The organism is Sinorhizobium saheli (genome assembly GCF_001651875.1).
Classification (GTDB): domain Bacteria; phylum Pseudomonadota; class Alphaproteobacteria; order Rhizobiales; family Rhizobiaceae; genus Sinorhizobium; species Sinorhizobium saheli.
The window spans coordinates 55,004-78,975 of record NZ_LNQB01000066.1 but is presented as its reverse complement, the minus strand read 5'-3'; the positions used below and the strand labels follow the sequence as shown (position 1 = coordinate 78,975).

The following is a 23,972-nucleotide window of genomic DNA, read 5'->3' as shown; positions in this document are numbered from 1 at the left end:
GGGTGCGGGAGACCTCAATGCCGCGCGCTCAATGAGGCGCGCGGACTTCTTTCTATCAGCGGCCGTAGACGGCGGCGTGAATCTGGGAACGGGAAATACCGATGTCACGCAGGGCGTGATCGTTGAGTGCGCTCAACTCGCGAACCGCGCGGCGCATCTTTGCGTATTCCATGATCTTCTGACGGATCTTCATCTTTGACACTCCATATCTTGACGAAGGTCAAATAGGCATTCGCCCAAAAATTAAGTAGCGCGATGATTGCAAATTAGGCATGCGCCAGACGAATGGCGGGTGACCGCATTTTTGCCACCTTTGCCAGTTCGCCGGGGAGCGGAACGCGGGAAAGCGAAGGACGCCGGGATGGTGCGGCATTCGCAACCCCCTCTGGCCTGCCGGCCATCTCCCCCACAAGGGGGGAGAATATGTGCGGCATGGGCTCGCTCTAACCGATAGGCTACTGCAAGCGGAACGCTGTGATGGAGGCGTCGGGCGCGCCACATCTATTCTCCCCCCTTGTGGGAAAGATGGCCGGCAGGCCAGAGGGGGTATCCCCGCGAGGCACAAACAAGCCTAGAGCACGCCGCGCATCGGATGCGCCCGGTAGGTGCCGAGGATGCGCACGTTTTCCGAGAAGAAGCGCAGTTCGTCCATGGCGTGGCGGACGCCGATGTCGTCCGGATGACCCTCGATATCGGCGTAGAACTGCGTCGCGTAGAACTTGCCGCCGAGCTGGTAGCTTTCGAGCTTGGTCATGTTGATGCCGTTGGTCGCGAAGCCGCCGAGCGCCTTGTAGAGGGCCGCCGGGATGTTGCGGACCTTGAAGACGAAGGTGGTGATGACCAGTTCGTCGTCCGACGTCCGGGCGATCGGGCTCTCCTCGCGCGAAAGCACGACGAAACGCGTGACGTTGCTGTCGGTGTCCTCGACGTTTTCGGCGATGATCTCGAGGCCATAGAGATCGGCGGCAAGGCGCGGGGCGAGCGCCGCCATCGAACGGTCGCCGGTTTCCTGGACGAGCTTGGCCGCGCCCGCCGTGTCACCGGCCACGACCGGCTTCCAGCGATTGGCGCGGACGATCTTGCGGCACTGGCCGAGCGCGTGGATATGGCTGTGCACCGTGCGGATCTCGTCGTGCTTGACGCCCGGCAGCACCATCAGCTGGAAGCGGATCGGCATGAAATACTCGCCGACGATATGGAGGCGCGATTCCGGCAGGAGGTGATGGATGTCGGCGACGCGTCCGGCGATCGTGTTCTCGATCGGGATCATGGCGAGGTCGGCCTCGCCGTTCTCCACCGCCAGGAAGGCATCCTCGAAGGTCTGGCAGGGCAGCGGCTCCATGGCCGGGAACATGTCGCGGCAGGCCATGTCGGAATTGGCGCCGTAGTCGCCCTGGAAGGAAATCCGGTTGGTCTTGGCGGTCACGGTGGCTCCCCTTCTCAAAGTCGGGCGGAAAGGATGCGGCGGGCCTTTTCGAGATCGGCCGGGGTGTCGACGCCGAGCGGCACGGAATCGACGATCTCGACGTCGATGCGCATGCCGGCTTCGAGCGCCCGCAATTGTTCGAGCGATTCGCGCCTCTCGAGCGTCGACGGCTTCAGCGATACGAAGGTCTCGAGCGCCCTGCGGCGATAGGCGTAAAGGCCGATGTGATGATAGAGCGGGCCTTCGCCATGGGGCGCGGTGGCGCGGGTGAAGTAAAGCGCCCGCAGCCGGCTTTCGGAGATCGGCGAACCGACGACCTTGACGACGTTGGGATTGGTCTTTTCGTGCTCGTCGGTGATCGCCACGGTCAGCGTCGCGATATCGGTCGATCCGTTTTCGAGCGGCTTCAGCGCCGCGCGGATCGGTTCCGGCTCGATGGTCGGCAGATCGCCCTGGACGTTGATGACGATCTCGGCCCTGCCCTCCGGATCGGCCTTCAGCAGCGCCTCATGGATGCGGTCCGATCCCGACTGGTGGTCGACCCGGGTCATGATCGCCTCGAAACCGGCGTCGCTGACGGCCTGAAACACCTCCGGATGGTCGACGGCGACGACGATCCGGCCGACATCCGCCTCCGCCGCGCGCCTTGCCACCTGAACGATCATCGGCAGGCCGCATATGTCGGCGAGCGGCTTGCCGGGGAGGCGCGTCGACGCCATGCGCGCCGGGATGAGCACGAGGGATTTGCCCGATTGTTCACGATTCATGTCCAGGCCTTCAAAAACCCCGCGGAAAGTGTCAAAAGGTCTCACGCCGGGGTCGATAATCTCTGTTGCAACGCAGAGCCAAAAGACATAGGTTCCGCGCGATTTCAAGATGGGCCGGTTTTTTGTTTGCGCCGGTGGCAAAGGGAGCGTTTGCAGATGAATCCATATGTGAACATGGGTGTGGGTGCCTTGTTGGGTACGGTCTTCGTGCTGATGACCGTGTCCATTGCTTCAGAAGGCATCTTCCATTCCGAAGCTCCCGAGAAGGAAGGTTTCGCGATCGTCGCCGAGGAGACGGCGGGCGAGGCCGAGACCGCGGGCGGCGGTGAAGCGGCGCCCGAGCCGATCGCGCCGCTGCTGGCCAAGGCGGATGCCGCCGCCGGCGAGGCCGTTTTCAAGAAATGCGCAAGCTGTCACACCGTGGAGAAGGGCGGCCCGAACAAGGTCGGCCCGAATCTCTGGGGCGTCGTTAACCGTCCGGTCGCCTCGCATGAGGGTTTCGCCTACTCCGCCGGCATGAAGACCTTCTCCGAGGGCGGCAAGGTCGTCTGGGACTACGACCACCTGAGCTTCTTCCTCGAAGCGCCGAAGAAGCACGTGCCGGGCACGGCCATGGGCTTTGCCGGCCTCAAGAAGGCGGACGAACGCGCCAACCTGCTCGCCTGGCTGCGCCAGCAGGCGGACAGCCCGGCACCGCTGCCGGAGCCGGGTGCTGCCGGCGCGAGCGAAGCGACGCCGGCCGAAGGCCAGGCGGCACAGGGCGGCGAAGCCGCGGCGCCGGCGAACTGAGCCTCGGCGGAAGGACGCACCAACCCTTATCGAAACCCGGCCGAGCGGCCGGGTTTTTTGTTGCTCGCTCCAAAGCCCTGCGCGAACCCATCGAGGCATACGAACCGGCGCGGCGCCGATGCTGCGTGGCCTGCGTTTCTCGACGGCGGCTCGATCTTGCGCAAATGTGTCGCCTTTGGCTGTTGCGGATGGCTGCAAATGTGTAAGACAGGACAGACGCAACCAAATGCCACCCGATCTGAGCCGATCCGCCTTCGATCGCGAGCGGATCCACTCGGATGAAGGGAGGGGACGACAGATGACCGAGAGCGACACACAGACTTTCCTGTTCGAGAAAAACCCGAATCCGGTGCCGGCGAGCGAGCGCGAGGCGCTGCTGCAGAACCCGGGTTTCGGCCGCGTGTTCACCGACCACATGGTCACGATCCGCTATTCCGAGGAACGCGGCTGGCATGATGCGAAGGTCGGCCCCCGCAAGGGCTTCGATCTCGATCCGGCGACCGTGGTGTTCCACTATGCCCAGGAGATCTTCGAGGGCATGAAGGCCTATCGCCTGCCCGATGGCGGCGCCACGCTGTTTCGCCCCGACGCCAATGCGCGCCGCTTCCGCAACTCCGCCCTGAGGCTCGCAATGACGCCCCTGCCGGAGGAATTGTTCGTCGAATCGGTGCGCGCGCTGACACGCGTCGAGCGCGACTGGATCCCGGCCGCCGACGGTGCGGCGCTCTATCTCCGGCCGTTCATGTTCGCGACCGAAGTCCTCCTCGGCGTGAAGCCCTCGGCCGAATATGTCTATTGCGTCATCGCCTCCTCCGTCGGCTCCTATTTCAAGGGCGGCTCGCCGGCGGTGACCCTCTGGGTTTCCGAGAACTACACGCGGGCAGCACCCGGCGGCACCGGCGAGGCGAAATGCGGCGGCAACTATGCCGCCAGCCTCGCGGCGCAGGCGGAAGCGATCGAGCAAGGCTGCGAACAGGTGGTCTTCCTCGATGCGGTGGAGCGGCGCTACATCGAGGAACTCGGCGGCATGAACGTCTTCTTCGTCTTCAATGACGGCTCGCTGCAGACGCCGCCGCTCACCGGCACGATCCTGCCGGGCATCACCCGCGATTCGCTGATCACGCTCGCCCGCGACCTCGGGCTGACGGTGCGCGAGGAACCCTATGCGATCGACCAGTGGCAGGCGGATGCGCAGAGCGGACGGCTGACAGAGGCCTTCGCCTGCGGCACGGCGGCTGTGGTGACGCCGATCGGCAAGGTGAAGGGCCGGAAATACGGCTTCACCATCGGCGACGGCGGCGCCGGCCCCGTCGCCAGCCGCCTGAAGGCGGCGCTGCTCGACATCCAGAACGGCCGCGCGGCCGACCGCCACGGCTGGCTCGACCGGCTGTTCTGAGCCGCGGCGTTACGGCCAGGAGCTCCGCCCCTCATGCCGCTGCCGCGACCTTCTCCCCGTTCTGACGGGGAGAAGGGATACGCCGCGCCGTCGCAGTCCCTCTTTCCGCTTGCCGTGAGCCGTTGCGGCTCTCCCCGTGCTCACGTCGTGCTCACGGGGAGAAGGTCGCGGCAGCGGGATGAGGGCGGCCCGACAGCCCACGTCACATCAAAAGATAGGCCCAGGCGGAGACGCTGACGACGCCGAGGGCGGTCGTCAGGGTGATCGTCGAGGACGCGAGCGCGTGGCCGACGTTGAAGTGGTTGGCGATCAGCCAGGCGTTGACGCCGGTCGGCACCGACGAGGTCAGGACGAGTGCGGAGGTCCAGCTGTCGCTGAGGCCCAAAAGGTGGCAGGCGGCAAAGACGGCGCCCGGCAGCACCAGGAGCTTGAGCGTGCTGGTGACGGTCGCAAGCCCGGTGTTGCCGGCAAGGCCGTATTTGTCCAGTGCCATGCCGATCGAGACGAGTGCCGCGGGTGCGGCGACGCCGGCGAGCTGGTCGACGACGATCTTCGCCGGTCCGCCGAGCGGCCGGCCGATCAGATGGAAGAGCGCGCCGAAGGCGAGCCCGATGACCAGCGGATTGCGCACGAGATTGCGGACGACGCCGCCCATGAGCCTCCATAGCCCCTGCCCCGGCTTGCCGCTCGTCTTGCGTTCCGCACGCTCCATCAACAGCGTGCCGGCGATCATCATCACCGGCAGGTGGACGGAAAGCAGGATCGACAGCGCCACCACGCCCTCCTGGCCGACCACGCGCGAAACCAGCGGCAGGCCGATGAAGACGGTGTTGGCGAAGGCCGAGGAGACGCCGGCAAGCACACCCATGCGCGCGTCGCGGCCGAAGCCGAGGGTGGCGGCGAGATGGCCGATCGTCCAGGTCACGGCGACGCCGGAGAAATAGGCGACCCAGAGCGGCCAGGGCGAGCCTTCCTCGAAGTCCGCCTCGGCGATGGTGCGGAAGAGAAGCACCGGAACCGCGACCCGGAAGACGAAATCGCCGAGGGCGTCGCCGACCGCCGCCTTCAGGTAGCCGAGGCGGACGACGAGCCAGCCGGTGAGGATCAGGATGAAGATCGGGACGACGTTCAGGAAGGTTTCGGACATCAGCGAGCCTTGGGTGGGAGATCGAGGCATAGACCCGTTATGCAGTCACAGGCAAGGGTCGAACGACCGCCGCTGGAGGATCCGCTCGCGGCTCGGCCGGAACATTCGTCGGGCCGCAGGCGTTGCATTCGGCGACCGGAAAGCGAATATGTCGACGGAACATCCGATCTATTCCCACAGGGACGACGACCCGCACCTGACCGACGACGCGCTGGCGGAGAAGGTCATGCATTTCCTGCGCTACGCCACCCAGATCGACACGAGCGAAATCTCCGTGATCGCCCTTCGCGGCATGGTCGTGCTTTCCGGCGAAGTCCCACGGGAGGCGGACATCGCCGCGGCCGGCGAGGCCGCCGCCTCGGTGATCGGCGTCGTGAGCGTCGAGAACCGGCTGACGGCGCGGGCGGCGGATTAGGACGGCCGAACGGAATGCCGCCCTGCGGCCGCGGCCGCATCACCACGAACACTATCAGGAGGCAGACTCATGGCGAATCGCATCGAGAAGACGATCGAGATCGCCGCCCCGGCCGAAAAGGTCTGGGCGGCGCTGACCGATCACGAGGCCTTCGGCGAATAGTTTCGGGTGCAGCTCGACGGACCTTTCGTCGTCGGCGAAGAGACCACCGGCCGGATCACCTATCCCGGCCATGAGGGCGCCAAATGGACATCGGTGACGGAGCGGATGGAGGCGCCGCGGCTCTTCGCCTTCCGATGGCCGCACTACAATGACCCCGAAGCCGATGTCTCGAAGGCGCCGTCGACGCGGGTGGAATTTCGCCTCGACCCGACGACCAATGGGACCCGCCTGACTGTCACGGAATCGGGCTTCGAGTCGCTGCCCGAAGGTGAGCGCGACGAGGCGCTGCACAGCAACGAGGAGGGCTGGGAGATCCAGGCCGAAAACATCAAGGCCTATGTCGAAGACTGAAGGCGCCGGGGACCACGAAACCCCCTCGATGGGGTTGCCGGTCACGGGGTCTGACATAGATAGGCCTTCATGTCATACAAGAAGCAGCCTCTCAGCGCCCCGAAACCGGATGCGGTTTCCGGCATGGACTTCATTCTCTCCGCGCTCTCGTCCGACCTCGAAAGCTGGGCCCTGTTCCTCGATATCGACGGCACCTTGCTCGACATTGCCGAAACGCCGGACGCCATAGTCGTACCGCCTTCTCTGCCCGCCGATCTCGATCTCCTGTCGGGAAAGCTCCAAGGTGCCCTGGCGCTCGTGACCGGTCGCGACGTCGATTATGCCGACCAGCTTTTTTCGCCCTTCCATTTCCCGATCGCCGGCCTTCATGGCGCGGAGCGCCGCGACCCGGACGGCCAGGTCCACAGAGCCGCGGCGAGCGCCGAATTCGAGCGGCTGAAGGCCGACCTCGTCGCCGATACCGCCAACTGGGCGGGCGTCCTGATCGAGGACAAGGGAGCGGCCGTCGCCGCCCATTACCGGCTGGCGCCCGATAGAAAACTCCAGCTCGAACCGCTGATGGAGCGGGCGCTGATCCGGGCAGGACCGGAATGGACGATCCTGCACGGCAAGATGGTGATCGAAATCCGCCCGGCCAGCGCCGACAAGGGCCGCGCCGTCACGGCATTTCTCGCGCAGCCGGTCTTTGCCGGCAGGCGTGCGATCGCGATCGGCGACGACGTGACCGACGAAGCGATGTTTCGCACCGTCAACCGGCTGGGCGGCTATTCGATCCGCATCGGACCGCCTTCGCCTGCGAGCGAGGCGCTCGGATTCATCCCTTCCGCCGAGGCGCTGCGGGGCGTCATCGCGACCCTGGCCTCCTGACTGTTCGAGCACCTGACATATTTTCCTCATGGGAAAGGAATTCGGCATGGGCCGTCTCGTCATCGTCTCCAATCGCGTACCGGTTCCGGACAAGGGGGGCATTGCGCCCGCCGGCGGGCTGGCGGTCGCACTGAAGGTCGCCCTCGAGGAGCATGGCGGCATATGGATGGGATGGTCGGGAAAATCGAGCGGCGGGGATGAGCCGGCGCCGCTCGCGCGCCTGCGGCAGGGCAACATCACCTATGCCCTGACGGACCTGACCGATACCGATGTCGAGGAATACTATCACGGCTTCGCCAACCGCGTTCTCTGGCCGATCTGCCACTACCGGCTCGACCTCGCCGAATACGGTCGAAAGGAAATGGCCGGATATTTCCGCGTCAACCGCTTCTTCGCCCATCGGCTGGCGCCGCTCGTCGAGCCCGATGACGTCATCTGGGTGCACGACTATCACCTGATTCCGCTGGCCGCGGAACTGCGCCAGATGGGCTTGAAGAACCGCATCGGCTTCTTCCTCCACATCCCCTGGCCGCCTGCGGACGTGCTCTTCACCATGCCCGTTCACGAGGAGATCATGCGTGGCCTGTCGCACTACGAGGTCGTCGGCTTCCAGACCGATCATGACCTCGAGAATTTCGCAGGCTGCCTCAGGCGGGAAGGCATCGGCGACGAACTCGGCGCCGGCCGCTTCAGCGCCTATGGCCGCATATTCAAGGGCGGCACCTATCCGATCGGCATCGAGACGGCGGCCTTTGCCGAATTCGCCAAAAAGGCATCGACGAGCAACACGGTCAGGAAAGCGCAGCAAAGCATCGAGAACCGCAGCCTGATCATCGGCGTCGATCGCCTCGATTATTCCAAGGGACTGACGCAGCGCATCGACGCCTTCGAGCGCTTCATCCTGGCCAATCCGGCGCAGCAGGGCCGCGTCACCTATCTCCAGATCACGCCGAAATCCCGCTCCGAAGTCCCGGAATACGAAGCCATGCAACGGACCGTCGCCGAGCAGGCCGGCCGGGTGAACGGCGCGCTCGGCGCCGTCGACTGGGTTCCCATACGCTACATCAACCGCTCCGTCGGCCGCCACATCCTTGCGGGGCTCTACCGGCTTGCCAAGGTCGGCCTCGTGACGCCGCTTCGGGACGGGATGAACCTGGTCGCAAAGGAATACGTCGCCGCGCAGGATCCGGACGATCCCGGCGTGCTCGTGCTTTCGCGCTTCGCCGGAGCCGCACGCGAGCTCAAGGGCTCGCTGCTCGTCAACCCCTACGACATGGAAGGGACCGCGAACGCCATGGCGCGCGCCCTGACCATGCCGCTGGACGAGCGCAAGGAGCGCTGGAAGACGATGATGGACCACTTGCTGGAGCACGACGTCTCGCGCTGGTGCCGGGATTTCCTGGTCGACCTGAGGGACTGACGGCGACCCTCAATCGGAGCCTTGCCCGGCGCAGACGTCGCGAACCAGGCTCCGCAGCCAGCGATGCGCCGGATCGGCATCGAGCCGCGGATGCCAGAGCAATGAAACCGTGATCGGGGAAAGAGCGACGGGGAGCGGAAAGCTGAACATTCCGGCGCGCAAGGCTTCTGTGTGCCGTTCGGGAACGGTGGCGATCAGGTCGGAGCTGCGGGCGAGTGCGAGGGCGGCCGAGAAGCCGCCGACGATCACCGCGGTCTCCCGTTCCAGCCCAAGCGGCTTCAGCGCTTCATCGATATCGAGCGGCGCCTTGTCGAGACCTCGCCGCGAGACCAGGATGTGGCGGCCGGCCGCGTAGCGGGCGGGGGTGATCTTCCCCTCGCCGAGCCCGTGCTCCCTGTGCACGACGCCGACGAAACGGTCTCGGAACAGAGCCTGCGTGCGCAGCTCCGAGCCTGTCCTTTCGCCGACGACGCCGGTTTCGAGATCCACGGTTCCTTCGCGAAGCGGCGCGCTCTCCCTGTCGGGCTTCTGCACGAAGCACAGCCGCACGCCGGGCGCCTGGCTGGCGATCCGGGTGATCAGGGCTGGTCCGAAATTCTCGACGAAGCCGTCGCTGGTGCGCAGCGTGAAGGTTCGCGCGAGCCGTTGGAGATCGAGCCGTTCGGCCGGCCGCAGAACCGCCTCGACCTCCTCGACGAGCTCACCGACGCGCTGGCGCAGTTCGATTGCCCGCGGCGTCGGCACGAGGCCGCGCCCCGCCCTGACGAGAAGCGGATCGCCCGTCGTCTCGCGCAGGCGCTGAAGCGCCCGGCTCATCGCCGAAGGGCTGAGCCGCAGCCGCCTGGCGGCACGGGCCACGCTGCCCTCGTCAAGCAGCACGTCAAGGGTCACGAGGAGGTTGAGATCGGGTCTTGCCATGCTGCGACCGTAGCACGGTTTTTTCCATGACATAGCGTCAGATGCACGAATGACCTGCAAATCATGCGCGTTCCGCCATGTCTCACGGCGCACTACCCTCTCCGGCAGTCGAGAAATGCTGCCCCAGAAATGCTGCCGAAGGAGACATTGATGCCGCAATCGATTCTTGCCGAAGGAGAGGAGCGCACGCTCCGTCCTGGCGCCCGGACGCCATCCCGCCGGTTGGCGCTTGCCAGCCTGTCCTTCGCCATCCTGCTTTCGTCCCTCGCCACCAGCATCGCCAATGTCGCGCTGCCGAGCCTCGCCGAAGCCTTCGCCGCCTCCTTCCAGCAGGTCCAGTGGGTCGTTCTCGCTTATCTCCTCGCCATCACGATCCTGGTGGTCGGCGTCGGGCGGATCGGTGACGTTGTTGGCCGCCGGCGATTGCTGCTCGCGGGAATCATGCTTTTCACTATCGCTTCGGCAGCCTGCGGCGTCGCGCCTAGCCTGCCGTTGCTGATTGCCGTGCGCGCGGTGCAGGGCCTTGGAGCGGCGATCATGATGGCGCTCGGCATGGCGCTCGTCGGCGAGACGGTCGCGAAGGAGAAGACCGGCAGTGCCATGGGCCTGCTCGGAACCATGTCGGCAATCGGCACGGCTCTCGGACCATCGCTCGGCGGGCTGCTGCTTGCGGCGTTCGACTGGCGGGCAATCTTCCTCGTCAACGTCCCGCTGGGGCTCCTTGCCTTCCTTCTCGCCCATCGCAGCCTCGCCGCCGACCGGCCGGTCACCGGGCGCACGGGCTTCGACCTCCCGGGCACCTTGCTGCTCGGCTTGGCGCTGGCCGCCTATGCGCTGGCGATGACGGCGACCCGCGGCAGTTTCGGCCTCGTCAACTTCGCCCTCGTCGCCGGCGCCCTCGCCGCTGCGGCTCTTTTCGTCTTCGCCGAGCGCAAATCGGCATCGCCCCTGATCCAGCTCGAAATGTTTCGCCACCGCCTGCTCGGCGCAGGGCTCGCCATGAATGCACTCGTCTCGACGGTGATGATGGCGACGCTTGTGGTCGGGCCGTTCTATCTCTCCCGCGCGCTCGGGCTGGAGGACTCGATCGTCGGAATGGTCATGTCGGCCGGGCCGATCATTGCGGCGGTAAGCGGCGTTCCGGCCGGGCGGCTGGTCGACCGTTTCGGCGCGCCGTTGATCGTCAGCCTCGGACTTGCCGCAATCGCCGCCGGGGCGTTCGGCCTTTCCCTGCTTCCGGGGCTATTCGGCGTCGCGGGCTACATCGCGGCCATTGCCGTGCTGACCCCCGGCTACCAGTTGTTCCAGGCGGCCAACAGCACGGTTGTCATGATCGATGTCCAGCCCGGGCAGCGCGGCGTCGTCTCGGGGATGCTGAACCTGTCACGCAATCTCGGGCTCGTCACCGGTGCTTCCGTCATGGGAGCGATATTCGCCTTCGCATCGGCCGCGCCCGATATTGCGACGGCACCCGCCGACGCGGTCGCGACCGGCATGAAAGCGACGTTCGCGGTGGCCGGGGTGCTGATCGCAGGAGCACTCGTCATCGCACTCTGGAGCCGCGCTCCAGCACGCGCTTCGCGCCGCCGTGAGGTCATCCGATGAAGCTACGGGCGGGTGCCGTTATCGGCACATCGTGTTGCGAGATTGACTCGGGAACTTTGAAGATGGCGGACAGAGAGGGATTCGAACCCTCGATACGCTTTCACGTATACACGCGTTCCAGGCGTGCGCCTTCAACCACTCGGCCACCTGTCCATCCGAAAGCAGCCGATGGTCAGTCCGGCTGGATGGGGAGGAGCGGGGCTCCTCCGCGTCGCCGGGAAAACCGGCGGACGGGCGCGATATATACCGATGATACGCGCCGGATCAACTGGTTTCTGACAGATTGTTGACATGGCGTGAAAAGCGTCGGGCGCAGGCGCCATTGCGCATCCGCAGCGACGCGCCTATCTCTTGGTGCGAGACGCCGCGCGTGAGGCGGTCTCGCCGCGTTCGGAGCACGGAAGTGCACCTGGAGCGGAGAGACGTGAGGGCGCATGCGGGCATTGGAGAGGACGGAATGCGGTTGCTGCTGAGGTTCGCAAGCTTTCTCGCGCTGGTCGCCGCCGTGCTCGCCGGCACCGTCGATTCGATTCAGTCGGTCGCCGCATCCGAACCGGTCATGACCTCGCTTGGCGACGGGATCGCGGCGCTCGGGCCGGAGGCGCTCAATTGGGTGCAGTCGCTGCAGCGCACCGGAGCCGGGCCCGCCGTCTGGTTGACCGTGCTGCATTGGCTTTTCATGCAGCCGGCCTTTGCCGTGTTCCTCGTCATCGCGCTTGTCCTGTGGATGGCGGGGTACAGGAAGAGGCCGGCCGCCGGGCGCTTTGCCGCCTGAGGGCGGTCCGCTCAACCTCGATCGCTTCGGCGCACGAAAGGAGCCGCAGATGTTTCTGATCGACATGTTCAACAAGAAGACGATTCTGCCCGATGCCGCGACGGCGCTGCCGGGGCGCGAGGAGGAAATCCCGACGGCCGAGACGCATTTCGTCTCCGGCCGGCCGCTGAAGGGCCCCTACCCGGACGGCACGAAGAAGGTGCTTTTCGGCATGGGATGCTTCTGGGGCGCCGAACGGCTCTTCTGGCAAATCCCCGGCGTCCATGTGACCGCCGTCGGCTATTCCGGCGGCCTGACGCCCAACCCGACCTACCAGGAGACGACGACCGGGCTGACCGGCCACGCGGAGGTCGTGCTGGTGGTCTATGATCCCGCCAGGGTTTCCTTCCAGCGCCTGCTCAAGACCTTCTTCGAGGAGCACGACCCGACCCAGGGCATGCGCCAGGGCAATGATGTCGGCACGACCTATCGCTCGGTGATCCATGTCTACGACGAGGAACAACTCGCCGAGGCGAACGCCGCCCGCGACGCCTTCCAGCAGGCGCTGAAGGCCTTCAATCACGGTCGCGAGATCACCACCGAGATCGCCATGGCCGGGCCGTTCTATTTTGCCGAGGACTATCACCAGCAGTACCTCGCCAAGAACCCGGACGGCTATTGCGGGCTGCGCGGCACCGGCGTGAGCTGCCCGATCGGCGCCTCGCCCTCGGCGCCTGCGGCGCCATAGGGCCCGGGGCCTCGGGTGACTGCTCCCGGGGCTGTTGCGCCAAGCCTCGTGCACGCAATGGTCGCCGTAGCGCGTTGAATTGCTGGGTGATTTCCCGCCGGGCCGATGGCGGTGGCGGCAACCATGCGGTGCCGGCATCTTTTTTACCATTCGAAAAATTTCGAGTGTTTTTTTGCCGAAGCCGTGCAAGGATGCGGCCACCCGAGCCTTAAGAGAGGGGGCGGGCTCCGCCGCGAGGCTCACCTCGTGACCGGCGGACCCGAAAAGATCAAATAGCGACGACAGGGCTGCACGATGAAAAAAACCATTCTCGGTCTCTTTGCTTTCACGATGATGTCCGCGACGGCACTGGCCGCCGACATCAAGCCGGCGATCATCTATGACCTCGGCGGCAAGTTCGACAAATCCTTCAACGAGGCGGCCTTCAACGGCGCCGAGAAATTCAAGACCGAAACCGGCGTCGAATACCGCGAATTCGAGATCGCCAACGACGCCCAGCGCGAGCAGGCGCTGCGCCGCTTCGCCAGCGACGGCAACAGCCCGATCGTCATGGCCGGCTTCAACTGGGCCGCGTCGCTCGAGAAGATCGCGGCGGAATATCCGGACACGAAGTTCGCCATCATCGACATGGTGGTCGAGAAACCGAACGTCAAATCGATCGTCTTCAAGGAACAGGAAGGCTCCTATCTCGTCGGCGTGCTCGCCGGGCTTGCCTCCAAGTCGAAGACCGTCGGCTTCGTCGGCGGCATGGACATCCCGCTGATCCACAAGTTCGCCTGCGGCTATGTGGGCGGCGCCAAGTCGACCGGCGGGGACGTCAAGGTGCTCGAGGCCTATACGGGCACGACGCCGGACGCCTGGAACGACCCGGTCAAGGGCGGTGAGATCGCGAAGTCGCAGATCGACCAGGGCGCGGACGTCGTCTATCACGCCGCCGGCGGCACCGGCGTCGGCGTGCTGCAGGCGGCCGCGGATGCGGGCAAGCTCGGCATCGGCGTCGATTCCAACCAGAACATGCTGCAGCCGGGCAAGGTGCTGACCTCGATGCTGAAGCGCGTCGACGTCGCCGTCTACGAGGCCTTCAAGGCCGCCAAGGACGACAAGTTCGAGTTCGGCGTCTCCAACCTCGGTCTCAAGGAAGACGGCGTCGGCTACGCGCTCGACGACAACAACAAGCCGCTGATCACGGCGGAAATGCTCGACGCGGTCGAAAAGGTGAAGGCCGACATCATTGCCGGCAAGGTCAAGGTCCACGACTACATGACCGACGAGACCTGCCCGTACTGAATGCATGCCGCCCAAAAGTGCGCAGCGGTTTTGGGCCAACGACATTCGCAATAGCGCAAAGCCGCCGGTTCGCAACGGGCCGGCGGCTTTTTGCTGCCTTCGTCAAAAATGCGGCGGCCGCGTCACCGGGATCGCCTCGCGCGCCTGCTCCTCGAGGTTCAGGAAGCGCTCGGTCAGCCGATCGAGCTTGGCGCGCGTCTGCTCGACCACCTTCCATTGCTCGGCGAGCTGGTCCGAGAGCTCCTCGATGGTCTTGGCCTGATGGGCCACGGTTTCCTCGAGACGGGTAATCCGGTCCTCTGTCCCACTCATGCAGTCCTCCAGGTTCAAACGTGCGCGCAGAATGTCCGCGCCCGCGCGGGTGTCAAGCATCATCCGCTCGGAGGCGTGAGCGGCGTGGCATGGCCCCATCCCGCTGGCGCGACCTTCCCCCCGTTTTCTTGCCGTTTTCTTGCAGCAGCCGCACAGCCCCTCCTACCTGTCGGGAGGGGTCTTTTGCCACGCCGATACAAGCAGCCTGGTCACTGAAGAACCCATCAGCATTCCTCTCATCCCGTATGCGAAAAATCTTTCACGGCCGCCCGTTCCTGCCCGTCTTCTCCCCCGGTCCCATCACGATGATAGAAACTGCACCGCGTCGCGAATGGAACGGTTGCGGTCGCAGGGCGTCCGCGTCTAGGGGATCACCCGTGGAGGAGGGCAAATGCCTTCCGGGGTTTCTCTACGGGAGCGGATCATGGCGTCGAACACCTTCATCCTCGTGCTGTCCTGCGAAGACAGGCCGGGCATCGTGGCGGCAATCTCGACGGAGCTCGCCGGCCTCGGCGCCAATATCGCCGAAAGCAACCAGTTCTGGGACCGGAGCACCAACAGCTTCTTCATGCGCATCGCCTTCGAGGCGCCGGAGCGGGTCACCCGCGAGGATGTCGAGCGGGCGCTGCGGCCGGCGGCGGAGCGGTTTCAGATGCGTACCACTCTGACGGAGGCCGGCCGCCGGCCGAAGATCGTCGTGATGGTGTCGAAATTCGACCATGCGCTTCTGCACCTCCTCTACCAGATCCGGGTCGGCTGGCTGAACGCCGCGGTGGTGGCGATCGTCTCCAACCACGAGGACAGCCGCCGCACCGCCGAACTGGAGGCGATCCCCTATCACTGCTGGCCGGTCTCGAAGGACAACAAGGGGGAGCAGGAGGAAAGACTGCTGCAGCTCGTCCAGGAAACCGGCGCCGATCTCGTCGTCCTCGCCCGCTACATGCAGGTTCTCTCCGACCGGCTGTCGAAGCGGCTCTACGGCAAGGTGATCAACATCCACCATTCCTTCCTGCCGAGCTTCAAGGGGGCAAAGCCCTACCACCAGGCGCATGAGCGCGGCGTCAAGCTGATCGGCGCGACCGCCCATTACGTGACGCCCGATCTCGACGAGGGGCCGATCATCGAACAGGAGACGGAGCGCGTCAGCCACGCCCTGACGGCGGAAGATTTCGTCGCCACCGGACGCGACATCGAGAGCCGCGTCCTCGCCCGCGCCGTCAAGCTGCATCTCGAAAGCCGGGTCATGCTGAACGGCCACAAGACGGTCGTGTTCAGTTGAGGTAAAGCGGTTTTCTGCCGCCTTTGACCCTCATCCCGCTGCCGCGACCTTCTCCCCTCAGAACGGAGAAGGGGCGATGCCGCGCCGCCGGGTTCCGCAGCAGGCGGCGGCGAGCAATTCCCCGTCCCCTCTCCCCGGGCGCGACCGCGCGCGGAGAGGCCAGGGTGAGGGGCAAATTTCACCGCAACCCCACTTTTCTGGCATATTATGAGACTTCCAGCGTCTCGGCCCGCACCTGCCGGAAACTGGTGAAGAGGCGGCGGAGCGCGTCGCGTCCCTCGGCGACGAGGTCGAAGCGGCGGCCGAAGAGCAGCCATTCGGTGCAGAGCCCCATCATCATCCAGCGCAGCGCCCGGGTGGCGGAGGACGGTGTCCAGCTCTCCTGCAGCTGCCCCCTTTCGAGCGCACGCGTAAAGGCGAGCTCGAGCGTCGCATCATGGCGCTCGTCGATTTCCCTCTGGCGTTCGAGGACCATGGACATGTCGTTGTCGTAGTCGCAGCGCAGCATGATCGCGAGGATGCGCTGCCGCTGCTCGTCTCTCGCAAGCGTCTCGAGCCAATCGCTGGTCGCGCTCTCGACGATGGCGAGCGTGTCGAAGGCTTCGGTTTCGATCTCGCGGGCGATCATGTCCTCATGCGGCAGCGGCACCGCCTGGTAGAGGGCGAGGAAGAGATCGGTCTTGTTGGCGAAATGCCAGTAGATGGCGCCGCGCGTGACGCCGGCTTCCTTCGCGACGTCTTCGAGCGTCGTGTTCGAGACGCCCTTGAAGTAGAACATTCGCTCGGCGGCGTTCAGGATCTTCTGTCGTGTTGCCTCGGCATCGGCCTTGGTTCGGCGCATGCTATTCTCCTTGCAGAACGGCCCGCCGGTGAAGGCGGGCCGTCATCGATCGTCATTCGGCGGGGCTTACGGATTCGTCCGTAGCTGTTTCATCCGCCTTTCTCCGCCCGAAGAACTTCATGATGAACACGAAGAAGACCGGCACGAAGAGGACCGCCAGCACCGTCGCCGAGATCATGCCGCCCATCACCCCGGTGCCGATGGCGCGCTGGCTGCCGGAGCTCGCCCCCGTCGCGATCGCCAGCGGCAGCACCCCGAGGGTGAAGGCGAGCGAGGTCATCAGGATCGGCCGGAAGCGCAGATGCGCCGCCTCCAGCGTCGCATCGACCAGCGACTTGCCCTGTTCGCGGAGTTCCTTTGCGAACTCGATGATCAGGATGGCGTTCTTCGCCGAGAGCCCGATGATGGCGATCAGGCCGACCTTGAAGTAGACGTCGTTCGGCATGTCGCGGAGCGTCACCGCGAGCACGGCGCCGATTACGCCCAGCGGCACGACCATGATGACCGAGACCGGGATGGACCAGCTCTCGTAAAGTGCGGCCAGGCACAAGAAGACGAGCAGGCAGGAGAGCGCGATCAGGAGCGGCGCCTGCGAGCCGGACTGGATTTCCTGCAAGGACTGGCCGGTCCACTCGTAGCCGAAGCCCGCCGGAAGCTGAGCCGCCAGGCGCTCCATCTCGGCAATCGCATCGCCGGAGGAATAGCCGGGCGCCGCCTGGCCGCTGAGGCGCACCGCCGGGTAGCCGTTATAGCCGACCGTCTGCGTCGGCGCCTTGACCCATTCGACGCTTGCGAAGGCGGAGAGCGGGACCATCCCGCCATTGGAATTGCGGACGTTCAGGTTCAAAAGGTCCGCCGTCTGCATGCGCTTCGTCTCGTCGGCCTGCACGGTCACCCTCTGCATGCGGCCGGCATTCGGGAAGTCGTTGACATAGGACGAGCCGAGATTGGTCGAGATGGTCGAGTTGATATCGGCAAAGGTCACGCCGAAGGTGTTCGCCTTCTCGCGGTCGATCGTGACGCTCACCTGCGCCGCATCGGGCATGCCCTCGAAGCGGACGCCGGCCAGCACCTTGCTCTGGGCGGCAAGGCCGAGGAGCTGGTCGCGTGCCTCGGCCAGCGCCGTTTCCCCGAGACCGCCGCGATCCTGCAGGCGGAAGGAGAAGCCGCCGGTGGTGCCGAGGCCCTGGATCGCCGGAGGCGACAGCGCGAAGCTGATCGCATCCTTGATCTGGCTCATCGCCATCGTCGCGCGGCCGGCGATCGCCTGGGCGGCGTTGTCGGCACCGCGCTCGCTCCAGTCCTTCAGCGTCACGAAGGCGAGGCCGGCATTCTGGCCGGTGCCGAAGAAGGAGAAACCGTTGATCGCGACGATCGTGTTGACCGCCGGCTCCTGGCCGAAGATCGTTTCCGCCTGCTCGATCACCTCCGTCGTGCGGTTGCCGGTCGCCTCCGACGGCAGTTGCATCATGACGATGACGTAACCCTGGTCCTCGTCCGGCAGGAAGGAGGAGGGCAGCCGCATGAACGCCCAGCCGAGGCCGACGAGCAGCGCCAGGTAGATGATCATGAAGCGGCCGGTGCGATGGACCACGCCGTGCACGAGGCGCGTATAGCCATGCGAGGTCCGGTCGAAACCGCGGTTGAACCAGCCGAAGAAGCCGCGCTTGGCGTGATGGTGGCCCTTCGGCACCTGCTTCAGGAAGCTCGCGCAGAGCGCCGGCGTCAGCGACAGCGCCAAGAGCGCGGAGAACAGGATCGAGACGACCATGGTCAGGCTGAACTGGCGATAGATGACGCCGACGGCGCCGGGGAAGAAGGCCATCGGAATGAACACCGAGGACAAGACCAGCGTGATGCCGATCACCGCACCGGTGATCTGCTTCATCGCCTTGCGGGTCGCCTCCTTCGGCGTCAGCCCCTCCTGTGACATGATGCGTTCGACGTTCTCGACGACGATGATCGCATCGTCGACGAGGATGCCGATCGCCAGCACCATGCCGAACATGGTGAGCACGTTGATCGAGAAGCCCATCGCCAGCATGACCGCCGAGGTGCCGAGAAGGGCGACCGGCACGACGATGGTCGGGATGATCGTGTAGCGGATGTTCTGCAGGAACAGGAACATCACCACGAAGACGAGCCCCACCGCCTCGAGAAGCGTATGCAGCACCTTTTCGATCGACACCTTCACGAAGGGCGATGTGTCGTAGGGGATGGAATATTCGAGCCCGGCCGGGAAGAATTCGGCGAGCTCGTCCATGCGCGCCTTGATCGCCGCGGAGGTCGACATCGCGTTGCCGCTCGGCGAAAGCTGCACCGCGATCGCCGCCGAGGGCTTGCCGTTGAGGCGCGTCGAGAAGGAATAGGTCTCGCCGCCGATCTCGACGCGGGCGACGTCGCGCAGCCTGACCGCCGAACCGTCGGCATTGGCGCGAAGAACGATGGCGCCGAATTCCTCCGGCGACGAAAGCTGGCCCTTGATCACCACCGGAGCGGCGATCTGCTGGGTGATCGGGTTCGGCTGCGCGCCGATCGAGCCCGAGGCGATCTGCGCGTTCTGCGCCTGGATCGCCGCGGTGACGTCGGCCGCCGTCAGGTTGAGGCCGAGCATCTTGTCCGGGTCGAGCCAGATGCGCATCGAGCGCTCGGTCGCAAAGAGCTGGGCGCGGCCGACGCCCGGCACGCGCTGGATTTCGCTCAAGACGTTGCGGCTGAGATAGTCGCCGAGGCCGACCGCATCCATCGAGCCGTCGGTCGAGGTGAGCGAGATGATCAGCAGGAAGCCTGAACCGGCCTCGTCCACCTGCACGCCCTGCTGCTTGACAGCATCGGGCAGGCGCGGCTCGACGCGCTGCACCCGGTTCTGGATGTCGACCGAGGCTTGGCTCGGGTCGGTGCCGGGGTTGAAGGTGGCGTTGATTTCAACCGAGCCGGAGGAGCTCGTGGTCGACTCGAAATAGAGCAGCCCCTCGACGCCGTTCAGCTCATCCTCGATCAGGCGCGTGACGCTCTGATAGGTGTCCTGCGACGAGGCGCCGGGATAGGTGGTGTTGATCGAGATCTGCGGCGGCGCGACGTCCGGATATTGCGACACCGGCAGCAGCGGGATCGCGATGATGCCGGCGACCATGATGAAGATCGCCACCACCCAGGCAAAGATCGGCCTGTCGATAAAGAAGCTCGGCATGATCAGGGTCTCACTTTACCTGGGTCGCAGCCTTGCCGCCGGCGGCTGCCTGCTCGGTCGCCGGCTTGGCGTTCGGGTCCCACGCCGTCGGCACCACCGCAGCGCCGGGGGCGACCTTCTGGAAGCCCTCGACGATGACCTTTTCCCCGGACGTGAGGCCGGAGGTCACCTGCCAGCGGTTATCGACCGTCCGCCCGAGCGTGACATTGCGGAATTCGACCTTGTTGTCGGCGGTCACGACATAGACCTGCGACTGGCCGGCATTGTTGCGCTGGACGGCCTGCTGCGGAACCGTGATGGCGTCCTTCTGCAGGCCCTGCTGGATCAGCACGCGCACATACATGCCCGGCAGAAGATCGTTGTTCGGGTTGGGGAATTCGCCGCGCAACGTCACCTGGCCGGTGGTCGTGTCGACGGCGGCCTCGGAAAAGAGCAGCCTGCCCTTGAGCGGATAAGACGTGCCGTCATCGAGGATCAGCCGCACCTCCGCCTCATCCCTGGCGCTCATCAGCTGGCCGTCCTGGAGCGCCTTGCGCAGGCGGATGAGGTCGGTCGCCGATTGGGTGAAGTCGGCATAGATCGGGTCGAGCTGCTGGATCGTCGCGAGATACTGCGTGTCATTGGTGTTGACGAGGGCGCCCTCGGTGATCAGCGCCCGGCCGATGCGGCCGCTGATCGGCGCGGTGACATTGGCATATTGCAGATTGAGCTTCGCCTCGGCGAGGCCCGCCTCGGCGATGCCGACATCGGCCTCGGCCTGCGCGAGGACCGCCACGGCATCGTCATATTGCTGCACGGCGGTAACCTGCGCCTCCTTCAGGCGCGACTGGCGGTCGAGCGTCTGCCGGGCCTGGTCGCGCACCGCGATCGCGCGCTTCAGCGTCGCCTCGGCACTGTCGACCTTGACCTGGAACGGTGCCGGGTCGATCCGGTAGAGCACGTCGCCCTCCTTGACCCTCGAGCCCTGCTCGAACACCCGTTCCACCACGATGCCGGAAACGCGCGGCCGCACTTCCGCGATGCGGGTCGCGGTGATGCGGCCCGGCAGCTCGTTGGTGATCGGCAGCGGTTCCGTCCTCGTCGTGTAGACGGCAACCGGCGCCGGAGGAAAGGCCGGCGTTGCGGCCTGCTGCTCTTCGTTCTTCTGGCAGCCGGCGAGAAAAATCACGGTAGCCAGCGAGGCGGCCAGTATCGGTCGGTTCATGCGCATCGCGAATGTCCATGTTTCGAGGACCGGCCGCAGCCGCTGCGCTCGGGCTGGCGCTGCGCGGTCCGAAAGGGAGGTGAAGCGGAGCCGGTATCGGTCTCGGGAAAATACCGGAAAGCTAATATACAAACACAAATGTATGTTAATTTCTGCCGCAGTGCAACGGAGTTTCTTGCCGGGGGCGCAACAGGACAACCAGAGAATTCGAGCGCGGCGCTTCGATGCACGCAACACCTGTCGCCCGGCGCCTGCTGCTCGTGGTCGGGACGCCCGGGGCTCACCGGGTCACGGGGCGACCTTTGCGAGCGGCTTGAAGGCCGGGCCCTGGAGCGGTTCGCCATCCACAGAAAAATGGGAGCCATGACACGGGCAATCCCAGCACCGCTCGAAGCGGTTCCAACGCACCACGCAGCCCATATGGGTGCAACTTGCGCTCAATAGCTTGAGATCGCCGTCGCCGTTCCGATAGGCGGCCGTCATTTTGCCGTCGAGCTTGACCAGGCCGCCCTCGCCGGGAGGTATCGCGTCGAGCGAGCCGACTTCCGCACTGCCGAGGTGAGCAGCCCAGTGCCTTGCAGCGTCGGCGTTCTCCTTCACGAACTCGACGGCGCCGCGCAGCATCAGGCGATCGGGGTCATAGACGCCGGACCAGCGGCTGCCGCCCTCGTCGATCAGCTCCCGGATCATGAGGGCTCCGGCCACGCCCGTGGTAAGGCCTTCGCCGCTGTCTCCGGTGATGAGATAGACCTGGTCGTGGCCGGGGCTTCTTCCCAGGAACGGCGCGTAGTCCGAGGGCTCGAAAACCTGACCGGACCATTTGTGTCCTATCGGGCCGAGTTCCGGGAAGCGCTCCCTGGTCCAGGCCTCGAGGCGACCGAGGCGCTCATCCATGTCGTCCGCCTCGCCGGTCTTGTGATCCTCACCACCGACGATCAGCGTGTCCGCTTCGGCTCCAGGCTGGATACGAACGTAATGGTAGGCGGGCTCCAGCGTGTCCCAGATGAGCGCATCCGGGGCGGCACCCCTGGGAACCGGGCCGGCGATCACATAGGTGCGGTAGGGAGCCTGCTTGGTGTGGATGGGGATGCGGAGGTGGAATGGCGAATTTGTCGCCACGACGACCTGAGCGGCCCTGATGGTCCGGCCGGCGCCGGTCACGGCATCAACGCGACCGTCCTTCTCCTCCAGGCCGACGATCGGGGTTTCCGGATAGAGAGCGGCGCCGTGACGTTCCAGGCTGCGGACGAGCCCGTCGAGGTATTTCAGCGGGTGGAAGCGACCCTGGCGCGGGAAGCGCAGCGCCGGTCCGGAGCTCCAGAAGCCGGGGCCGGCCGCGACCCATTCGGCATCGGCGAAGCCTGCGGCATGGGCCGCATCAAGCTCCTTTCGCAGATAGTCGACGTCCCTCCCTTCCGCCGGAACGAAGTAGCCGTCTATCCGCGCGAAATCGCAGTCGATCGCCTCCTCGCGGCAAATCTCCTCGATGCGATCGACCGCCGCGCATTGGCTTTCATAATACTGCCGGCAGGCATCCTCTCCCCGCAGCGAACGCAACTCCTCGAAAAAGTCGTCGAGCTCGAAGGCGAGATGGGCGCTGGTGCGCGCGGTCATGCCGCCGCCCAAGGCCCCGCGATCCACCACCGCCACCTGATGGCCCGAGCGCACCAGTTCGTAAGCGCAGGAAAGGCCGGCGATGCCGGCGCCGATGACGAGCACCTCGGTCGTCAAGTCGCCCGCGAGCGGCGGGCCCTGGTGATTTATCCTGTGCTCCATCCAGAGCGAGCGGCTCAGTTCCTTCGCGGCGTTCATGGCGAATCTCGGCGGTTGCTGTTCTGGCACAACGCGCCTTCACGGCTGGAGTTCCCGCCGCCCGTCAGGTGGTGCTCTTGGAGCGCCGCGAAGCAAAGATGATGCTGGCGGAGCGGCCCTCATGCCGCTGCCGCGCCCCCCGCACCGCCATATACGCCGGCTGCAGAATGCCGACGGTGTCCCCTCGCCCCGCTTGCGAGAAGAGGGCCAGGGTGAGGGGCGAAATTCCCTGCCGAGGGTGAGGGGCGATCCGCAGTCGGCGATCACGGACCGGAATTGACCACCCGCCCATCGGTGTCGAAGCGGTGCATGCTGCCGATGACCGGCGTCGCGTAGGCGACATCGTCGGCGGCGTAGCGGTGCTCGCCGAAGAGCCGGACGGTCAGCGTGCCGACCGTTTCCGTTTCCAGATAGACGATGGTGTCGGCGCCGAGATGCTCGACATGGATGACCTTGCCCTTCCATTCGCCGCCGTCGCGGGAGAGCCCGATATGTTCGGGGCGGATGCCGATCGTCTTTGCCGCGCCGTCGCCGAGCTTCGCGCCGTCGATGAAATTCATCTGCGGCGAGCCGATGAAGCCGGCGACGAAGAGGTTGGCCGGGCGGTTGTAGAGTTCCATCGGCGAGCCGACCTGCTCGATCTGGCCGGCATTGAGCACGACGATCTTGTCGGCGAGCGTCATCGCCTCGACCTGGTCGTGGGTGACGTAGATCATCGTCGCCTTGAGGCTGCGATGCAGCCGCGCGATCTCCAGCCGCGTGTTGACGCGCAGCGCCGCGTCGAGGTTCGAGAGCGGCTCGTCGAAGAGGAAGAGTTTCGGTTCGCGCACGATCGCGCGGCCGATCGCCACGCGCTGGCGCTGGCCGCCGGAAAGCTCGGCCGGACGGCGGGCGAGATAGGGCTCCAGCGACAGCATCCCCGCCGCCTTGGCGATCCTCTCCTCGATCTCGGCCTTGGGCGCGCCGGCCTGCTTCAAGCCCAGGCCCATATTGTCCTTCACCGTCAGGTGCGGATAGAGCGCATAGGACTGGAACACCATGGCGATGCCGCGCTTGGCGGGCGCGACATGGCCGACCTCTTCGCCGTCGATCTGCACGCTGCCGGAGGTCGCGTCCTCGAGGCCGGCGATGGTGCGCAAGAGGGTCGATTTTCCGCAGCCCGAGGGGCCGACGAAGATGACGAATTCGCCGTCCTTCACCTCGAGGTCGATGCCCTTCAGCACCTCATGGCCGCCGTAGGCCTTGCGGATGGATTTGAGTTCAAGTGATCCCACGTGTCGCC

21 protein-coding genes, 1 tRNA gene and 1 pseudogene are annotated in these 23,972 nt (G+C 65.5%); 11 read left to right on the top strand and 12 right to left on the bottom strand.

Annotated features, from left to right (window positions below):
• Positions 1 to 55: 55 nt before the first annotated feature.
• The 3 genes from ATB98_RS08660 to ATB98_RS08650 form a co-directional block, all read right to left on the bottom strand.
• Entirely contained in the window at positions 56 to 193 is a 138-nt protein-coding gene (locus tag ATB98_RS08660) for a DUF1127 domain-containing protein (RefSeq protein WP_066871998.1), read from the bottom strand.
• A gap of 378 nt (positions 194 to 571) precedes the next feature.
• Positions 572 to 1,426: a prephenate dehydratase gene (locus ATB98_RS08655; RefSeq protein WP_084435377.1), complete on the bottom strand. Its 855-nt coding sequence runs from the start codon at positions 1,424 to 1,426 to the stop codon at positions 572 to 574.
• A 14-nt stretch (positions 1,427 to 1,440) separates the two neighbouring features.
• On the bottom strand, positions 1,441 to 2,193 hold the full coding sequence (locus ATB98_RS08650) for a 3-deoxy-manno-octulosonate cytidylyltransferase (RefSeq protein ID WP_066871995.1): 753 nt from the start codon (positions 2,191 to 2,193) through the stop codon (positions 1,441 to 1,443).
• A gap of 156 nt (positions 2,194 to 2,349) precedes the next feature.
• Between ATB98_RS08650 and ATB98_RS08645 the strand changes: the two genes are divergently transcribed.
• Positions 2,350 to 2,982, top strand: a complete 633-nt coding sequence (locus ATB98_RS08645; protein WP_066871992.1) for a c-type cytochrome — start codon at positions 2,350 to 2,352, stop codon at positions 2,980 to 2,982.
• A gap of 298 nt (positions 2,983 to 3,280) precedes the next feature.
• Complete coding sequence (locus tag ATB98_RS08640; RefSeq protein WP_066871989.1) at positions 3,281 to 4,378, top strand: branched-chain amino acid aminotransferase; 1,098 nt, start codon at positions 3,281 to 3,283, stop codon at positions 4,376 to 4,378.
• A gap of 202 nt (positions 4,379 to 4,580) precedes the next feature.
• Here the strand turns inward: ATB98_RS08640 and ATB98_RS08635 are convergent, their stop codons facing one another.
• The gene (locus ATB98_RS08635; protein ID WP_066871986.1) at positions 4,581 to 5,525 is read right to left on the bottom strand and encodes an AEC family transporter; all 945 of its coding nucleotides are present in this window, start codon (positions 5,523 to 5,525) and stop codon (positions 4,581 to 4,583) included.
• A gap of 148 nt (positions 5,526 to 5,673) precedes the next feature.
• On the opposite strand from ATB98_RS08635, the gene ATB98_RS08630 reads away from it, so the two are divergent.
• From ATB98_RS08630 to otsA, 4 genes and pseudogenes are all read left to right on the top strand, one after another.
• The gene (locus ATB98_RS08630; protein ID WP_066871983.1) at positions 5,674 to 5,940 is read left to right on the top strand and encodes a BON domain-containing protein; all 267 of its coding nucleotides are present in this window, start codon (positions 5,674 to 5,676) and stop codon (positions 5,938 to 5,940) included.
• Between the two features lie 69 nt (positions 5,941 to 6,009).
• A pseudogene (locus ATB98_RS08625) lies at positions 6,010 to 6,453 on the top strand (SRPBCC family protein).
• A 69-nt stretch (positions 6,454 to 6,522) separates the two neighbouring features.
• A complete protein-coding gene (gene otsB / locus ATB98_RS08620) occupies positions 6,523 to 7,320 on the top strand; it encodes a trehalose-phosphatase (RefSeq protein WP_066871980.1) in 798 nt (265 codons plus the stop codon).
• 46 nt (positions 7,321 to 7,366) lie between these two features.
• Entirely contained in the window at positions 7,367 to 8,740 is a 1,374-nt protein-coding gene (gene otsA / locus ATB98_RS08615; RefSeq protein WP_066872106.1) for an alpha,alpha-trehalose-phosphate synthase (UDP-forming), read from the top strand.
• Positions 8,741 to 8,749: 9 nt separating this feature from the next.
• On the opposite strand, the gene ATB98_RS08610 is transcribed toward otsA, so the two are convergent.
• The gene (locus ATB98_RS08610) at positions 8,750 to 9,658 is read right to left on the bottom strand and encodes a LysR family transcriptional regulator (RefSeq protein ID WP_066871976.1); all 909 of its coding nucleotides are present in this window, start codon (positions 9,656 to 9,658) and stop codon (positions 8,750 to 8,752) included.
• Positions 9,659 to 9,808: 150 nt separating this feature from the next.
• On the opposite strand from ATB98_RS08610, the gene ATB98_RS08605 reads away from it, so the two are divergent.
• Entirely contained in the window at positions 9,809 to 11,263 is a 1,455-nt protein-coding gene (locus ATB98_RS08605) for an MFS transporter (protein ID WP_066872103.1), read from the top strand.
• Between the two features lie 63 nt (positions 11,264 to 11,326).
• Here the strand turns inward: ATB98_RS08605 and ATB98_RS08600 are convergent.
• Positions 11,327 to 11,416: transfer RNA gene (locus ATB98_RS08600), tRNA-Ser, on the bottom strand.
• 304 nt (positions 11,417 to 11,720) lie between these two features.
• Between ATB98_RS08600 and ATB98_RS08595 the strand changes: the two genes are divergently transcribed.
• From ATB98_RS08595 to ATB98_RS08585, 3 genes are all read left to right on the top strand, one after another.
• Positions 11,721 to 12,038 carry a hypothetical protein gene (locus ATB98_RS08595; RefSeq protein ID WP_066871973.1) on the top strand — a complete coding sequence of 106 codons (318 nt, stop codon included), beginning with the start codon at positions 11,721 to 11,723 and terminating at the stop codon, positions 12,036 to 12,038.
• A 49-nt stretch (positions 12,039 to 12,087) separates the two neighbouring features.
• The gene (msrA, locus tag ATB98_RS08590) at positions 12,088 to 12,765 is read left to right on the top strand and encodes a peptide-methionine (S)-S-oxide reductase MsrA (protein ID WP_066872100.1); all 678 of its coding nucleotides are present in this window, start codon (positions 12,088 to 12,090) and stop codon (positions 12,763 to 12,765) included.
• 294 nt (positions 12,766 to 13,059) lie between these two features.
• Positions 13,060 to 14,052, top strand: coding sequence for a BMP family lipoprotein (locus tag ATB98_RS08585; RefSeq protein WP_066871970.1), 993 nt, complete (start codon positions 13,060 to 13,062; stop codon positions 14,050 to 14,052).
• Positions 14,053 to 14,154: 102 nt separating this feature from the next.
• Here the strand turns inward: ATB98_RS08585 and ATB98_RS08580 are convergent, their stop codons facing one another.
• Positions 14,155 to 14,364 (bottom strand): SlyX family protein, encoded by a 210-nt coding sequence (locus ATB98_RS08580; RefSeq protein ID WP_084435383.1) that lies wholly within the window; start codon positions 14,362 to 14,364, stop codon positions 14,155 to 14,157.
• A 424-nt stretch (positions 14,365 to 14,788) separates the two neighbouring features.
• Between ATB98_RS08580 and purU the strand changes: the two genes are divergently transcribed.
• Positions 14,789 to 15,643, top strand: coding sequence for a formyltetrahydrofolate deformylase (gene purU, locus ATB98_RS08575; RefSeq protein ID WP_066871967.1), 855 nt, complete (start codon positions 14,789 to 14,791; stop codon positions 15,641 to 15,643).
• 205 nt (positions 15,644 to 15,848) lie between these two features.
• On the opposite strand, the gene ATB98_RS08570 is transcribed toward purU, so the two are convergent.
• The 5 genes from ATB98_RS08570 to ATB98_RS08550 form a co-directional block, all read right to left on the bottom strand.
• On the bottom strand, positions 15,849 to 16,484 hold the full coding sequence (locus ATB98_RS08570) for a TetR family transcriptional regulator (protein ID WP_066871964.1): 636 nt from the start codon (positions 16,482 to 16,484) through the stop codon (positions 15,849 to 15,851).
• 52 nt (positions 16,485 to 16,536) lie between these two features.
• The gene (locus ATB98_RS08565) at positions 16,537 to 19,674 is read right to left on the bottom strand and encodes an efflux RND transporter permease subunit (protein ID WP_066871961.1); all 3,138 of its coding nucleotides are present in this window, start codon (positions 19,672 to 19,674) and stop codon (positions 16,537 to 16,539) included.
• A 10-nt stretch (positions 19,675 to 19,684) separates the two neighbouring features.
• Positions 19,685 to 20,884 (bottom strand): efflux RND transporter periplasmic adaptor subunit, encoded by a 1,200-nt coding sequence (locus tag ATB98_RS08560; RefSeq protein WP_066871958.1) that lies wholly within the window; start codon positions 20,882 to 20,884, stop codon positions 19,685 to 19,687.
• A gap of 282 nt (positions 20,885 to 21,166) precedes the next feature.
• A complete protein-coding gene (locus ATB98_RS08555) occupies positions 21,167 to 22,690 on the bottom strand; it encodes an FAD-dependent oxidoreductase (protein ID WP_066871955.1) in 1,524 nt (507 codons plus the stop codon).
• Positions 22,691 to 22,953: 263 nt separating this feature from the next.
• Positions 22,954 to 23,964 (bottom strand): ABC transporter ATP-binding protein, encoded by a 1,011-nt coding sequence (locus tag ATB98_RS08550; RefSeq protein ID WP_066871952.1) that lies wholly within the window; start codon positions 23,962 to 23,964, stop codon positions 22,954 to 22,956.
• Between the last annotated feature and the right edge of the window lie 8 nt (positions 23,965 to 23,972).

What these genes read in the sequence shown, in the direction of transcription:
- ATB98_RS08585 (WP_066871970.1), top strand. Translation starts at nt 13,060, where the DNA reads ATGAAAAAAACCATTCTCGGTCTCTTTGCTTTCACGATGATGTCCGCG.
- ATB98_RS08605 (WP_066872103.1), top strand. Translation starts at nt 9,809, where the DNA reads ATGCCGCAATCGATTCTTGCCGAAGGAGAGGAGCGCACGCTCCGTCCT.
- ATB98_RS08645 (WP_066871992.1), top strand. Translation starts at nt 2,350, where the DNA reads ATGAATCCATATGTGAACATGGGTGTGGGTGCCTTGTTGGGTACGGTC.
- ATB98_RS08630 (WP_066871983.1), top strand. Translation starts at nt 5,674, where the DNA reads ATGTCGACGGAACATCCGATCTATTCCCACAGGGACGACGACCCGCAC.
- ATB98_RS08560 (WP_066871958.1), bottom strand. Translation starts at nt 20,884, where the DNA reads ATGCGCATGAACCGACCGATACTGGCCGCCTCGCTGGCTACCGTGATT.
- ATB98_RS08580 (WP_084435383.1), bottom strand. Translation starts at nt 14,364, where the DNA reads ATGAGTGGGACAGAGGACCGGATTACCCGTCTCGAGGAAACCGTGGCC.
- otsB (WP_066871980.1), top strand. Translation starts at nt 6,523, where the DNA reads ATGTCATACAAGAAGCAGCCTCTCAGCGCCCCGAAACCGGATGCGGTT.
- ATB98_RS08635 (WP_066871986.1), bottom strand. Translation starts at nt 5,525, where the DNA reads ATGTCCGAAACCTTCCTGAACGTCGTCCCGATCTTCATCCTGATCCTC.
- msrA (WP_066872100.1), top strand. Translation starts at nt 12,088, where the DNA reads ATGTTTCTGATCGACATGTTCAACAAGAAGACGATTCTGCCCGATGCC.
- ATB98_RS08595 (WP_066871973.1), top strand. Translation starts at nt 11,721, where the DNA reads ATGCGGTTGCTGCTGAGGTTCGCAAGCTTTCTCGCGCTGGTCGCCGCC.
- ATB98_RS08650 (WP_066871995.1), bottom strand. Translation starts at nt 2,193, where the DNA reads ATGAATCGTGAACAATCGGGCAAATCCCTCGTGCTCATCCCGGCGCGC.
- ATB98_RS08660 (WP_066871998.1), bottom strand. Translation starts at nt 193, where the DNA reads ATGAAGATCCGTCAGAAGATCATGGAATACGCAAAGATGCGCCGCGCG.
- ATB98_RS08565 (WP_066871961.1), bottom strand. Translation starts at nt 19,674, where the DNA reads ATGCCGAGCTTCTTTATCGACAGGCCGATCTTTGCCTGGGTGGTGGCG.
- ATB98_RS08570 (WP_066871964.1), bottom strand. Translation starts at nt 16,484, where the DNA reads ATGCGCCGAACCAAGGCCGATGCCGAGGCAACACGACAGAAGATCCTG.
- ATB98_RS08555 (WP_066871955.1), bottom strand. Translation starts at nt 22,690, where the DNA reads ATGAACGCCGCGAAGGAACTGAGCCGCTCGCTCTGGATGGAGCACAGG.
- otsA (WP_066872106.1), top strand. Translation starts at nt 7,367, where the DNA reads ATGGGCCGTCTCGTCATCGTCTCCAATCGCGTACCGGTTCCGGACAAG.
- ATB98_RS08640 (WP_066871989.1), top strand. Translation starts at nt 3,281, where the DNA reads ATGACCGAGAGCGACACACAGACTTTCCTGTTCGAGAAAAACCCGAAT.
- purU (WP_066871967.1), top strand. Translation starts at nt 14,789, where the DNA reads ATGGCGTCGAACACCTTCATCCTCGTGCTGTCCTGCGAAGACAGGCCG.
- ATB98_RS08610 (WP_066871976.1), bottom strand. Translation starts at nt 9,658, where the DNA reads ATGGCAAGACCCGATCTCAACCTCCTCGTGACCCTTGACGTGCTGCTT.